Here is a 3,440-nt window from a genome sequence, read left to right on the forward strand (position 1 = left end):
TCAGTATCAGTAATAATATGAAGAAATTTATTATAGCAATAACATTGTTATTATTATTCTCATGCAAAACTATTACTACTATTGAAGAAGTTAAAAAAAAAATACCTTTGAAATATCCCGTCGTATTGGTGCATGGTATTTACGCGCATGACAGGGGAAAAAATAAAATATTTTGGGGCAGAATCCCTGAAGAATTGGAAAAGAACGGAATAAAAGTTTTCTTTGGAAATACGGACGCGTGGGGCGATTATGAAACAAACGCCCAAATACTGCATACCACTATTGAGGATATATTACGGGAAACAAACAGTGAAAAAGTAAATATAATCGCCCATTCAAAAGGAGGGCTTGATTCCCGTTATTGCATTTGGAAGTACGATTATGGCGACAAAGTGGCGAGCTTGACTACGGTATCAACGCCTCATCACGGCGCGGAGTTAGCTGATCTGATATTTGATCAAAAAATTATCCATACCAAGACGGCAAAAAAAGCTCTTAAGATTTACGGCGAATTATACGGGGATACAAATCCTGATTTATACAGCGTAAATTATCAATTAACAACCGACTATATGAAAAAATTTAACGAAGACGTATGTATGGATGAAAGGGTATATTATCAAAGTATTTATTCAGTAATGGAAAGCTCTTTTGACGATGCAATGTTTTATTACAGCCACCGCTATATAAAAAAAATAAACGGTGACAATGACGGAGTAGTAAGCGAATACTCCGCAAAATGGAGCGATAATATTACAAAAATAGAGGGGGGAATCTCCCATACGGAAATCGTCGATATTAAAAAGAAAAAAGGAATTAACATACCGGCTATTTATTTAAAAATTGTAAATGACCTAAGCGAAAAAGGGTTCTAAATTTTACCCCAAGAGGTTCACACTAAGATCACAAAGGTACAATCGAACCTTCGGTTCGCGAGCACAAAGGGGGAAAGGGGTTTTTGTCCGAAAGCTAAGCTTGAAATTTTACGATAAGATAACGGACAAAAACCCCTGATTCTCTTCTTCGTGTTCTTCTCTTCCTTTGTGTTCTTTGTGTGAACTCTTTGGCTATTTAATCGCAAAAGACAAAACAAAAGGTATATGCGTAACAATTAGCAAAAGAAAGCCCAGCAAGGTTTGTTGAGAAAAGAAGGCCCAGTATGTCGAGGCGGCTGATATGGGTAAAATAATTATGCATAAAATCGCGATAATGGCAAAAATAGGGTTAAAGCCGCTTGCCATACGGCTGATAAAAAAGGAAATGCCGACGGCGAGAGCCGTCCATAAAAGCGGAGCCATTACAAGCAAAATGGGATCGTTCATGGAACTCCAGCTTAAAGCCCTTAGGGCGCCGACGGGAATCAGCCAAAGCAAGGAAAAATCGCCAAAATCGGCGTTTGAGGAAAAACCTCGGAAAAGCAATATAAATAAATACGCTACAAAAGGAATAAGCACCGGCACGCTTACGATTTCGACAAAACCAAAAAGCCAGCGGGAAAAACCAAATCCTCCCGGGCTAAGAATATAGCCAAGGAGGAATTGAATTATTGCGGTAATGCTGCCTAAAAGCAGAGCCCATACGCCGCCTGAAGAGTCTGCGCCGCTTAAGGAACGGCGGAGGAGGTAAAACAACGGAACCCATAACAGACAGAAAAAAGTCATATCAAGAAAATTTTGCTATCGGAATAAACGTGTCCGTTTTAAGCGAAGCGCCGCCAACAAGAGCGCCGTCTATGTTTTTCATAGCCATCAGTTGCGCGGCATTATCCGCTTTTACGGAGCCGCCGTACTGAATAATAATCTTCGCGGCGGCGTCCTGCCCGTACAGCCGCGCGATTACTTTTCGCACGAAGGAATGAACCGCTTCCGCGTCCTGCGGCGTCGCCGTCTTTCCCGTCCCGATTGCCCAAACAGGCTCGTAAGCGATAACGACATTTCCCAAATCCGACGCGCTTACTCCTTCCAGTCCCTTGACCGTCTGCCTTTCGCAGACTTCTTCCACCTTGCCATTTTCGCGTTCTTCCAGAAGCTCGCCAATGCAAAGAATAACTTCAAACCCGTGCTTGAGCGCGAGCTTTACTTTTTTGTTGATAAGCGCGTCGTCTTCCTTGTAAATATGGCGCCTTTCGCTATGCCCAAGAATAATTGTCTGAACGCCAAGGTCTTTAAGTTGCAATACCGAAACTTCCCCGGTATGCGCTCCCTGTTCCTCGCTCGCGCAATTCTGCGCTCCAAGGCGGATGTTGGTGCCTTCGATCACTCCCGATACGGTTTCGAGTAACGTAAAAGAAGGCGCGACAAGATATTCATGCGCCCCGTCCCTTAAAGCGGTCACAAGACCCTGCGCCAACTTTAACGCTTCTTCGCGGGTTAAGTGCATTTTCCAATTACCCGCTATATAATAATTTCTGCTCATTTTAACTCCGATTATCCGCGGCAAACTTCAATGCCGGGAAGTTTTTTGCCTTCAAGCAATTCCAATGACGCGCCGCCGCCAGTGCTGACGTGGCTCATCTTATCCGCGAGAGAGAACTTGTTCACCGCCGCGACAGAATCGCCGCCGCCGACTACGGTAATCGTCCCTCTGCCCGTCGCTTCCGCGACAAGTTTCGCCACTTCTTCCGTGCCTTTGGCAAAAGCGGGAAATTCAAATACGCCGACAGGTCCGTTCCAAACGATTGTCTTGGCAATCGCGAGAACTTCCTTGTATTTGGCAATCGTCTTTGACCCTATGTCCAGCCCAAGCAAATTGTCGGGAAGATCAAGGCCGTCAACTGGAATAGGCGTCGAAGCCGCGTCAAAACTTGTCGCGGCGACCTGATCAAGCGGCAGAATAATCTGCACATTCGCAAGCTTAGCCGCGTCAAGAATTTTTTGCGCCGTGCCAAGCTGATCGTCTTCAACAAGCGATTTGCCTATCTTGTGCCCCTGCGCTTTAAAGAACGTGTACGCCATGCCTCCGCCGATTACAAGAGCGCTCGCGTTTTTAAGCAAGCTTTCAAGCACGGCGATTTTAGACGAAACTTTCGCGCCGCCGATAATCGCTACTAACGGTTTTTCGGGATTGGTAACAATCGGCTCAAGGTAGTTGACTTCTTTTTCCATAAGGAAGCCGGCCACGGCCGGAATAAACTTAGCGATAGAAGCCGTTGAAGCGTGATCGCGGTGTGCGGTTCCAAACGCGTCATTTACAAATATGTCGCCGTAGGTGGCAAGTTCTTTCGCCAGCTTGTCCCGCTCCGCCGAGTCAGATGAGGTTTCCTCTTTATGGAAGCGCGTATTTTCCAGCATGATAACGGAGCCGTCAGGCTGGCTTTCGATAAAAGCCTTTTTCCCGTAACAGCCGTCTTCTCCCGCGAAAATTACCGGCTTTCCAAGTTTCTTTTCAAGATACGCCGCGACAGGAGCCATGCGGTGCTTGGCCTTGATATACTTGTCCTT

At 45.6% G+C, this 3,440-nt stretch carries 4 protein-coding genes; 1 reads left to right on the forward strand and 3 read right to left on the reverse strand.

The window, feature by feature from the left end; translation table 11 throughout:
* On the forward strand, positions 1–875 hold an 875-nt coding region (locus tag ACYVRA_RS05925; protein ID WP_461251827.1), incomplete at its 5' end, for an esterase/lipase family protein.
* A 192-nt stretch (positions 876–1,067) separates the two neighbouring features.
* Here ACYVRA_RS05925 and ACYVRA_RS05930 read toward each other — a convergent pair.
* The 3 genes from ACYVRA_RS05930 to ACYVRA_RS05940 all read right to left on the reverse strand — a co-directional run.
* A complete protein-coding gene (locus ACYVRA_RS05930) occupies positions 1,068–1,661 on the reverse strand; it encodes a hypothetical protein (RefSeq protein ID WP_461251828.1) in 594 nt (197 codons plus the stop codon).
* A gap of 1 nt (position 1,662) precedes the next feature.
* Positions 1,663–2,415 carry a triose-phosphate isomerase gene (gene tpiA / locus ACYVRA_RS05935; protein ID WP_461251829.1) on the reverse strand — a complete coding sequence of 251 codons (753 nt, stop codon included), beginning with the start codon at positions 2,413–2,415 and terminating at the stop codon, positions 1,663–1,665.
* An 11-nt stretch (positions 2,416–2,426) separates the two neighbouring features.
* On the reverse strand, positions 2,427–3,440 hold a 1,014-nt coding region (locus tag ACYVRA_RS05940), incomplete at its 5' end, for a phosphoglycerate kinase (protein WP_461251830.1).

It is taken from the genome of Treponema sp. R8-4-B8, from assembly GCF_054786175.1.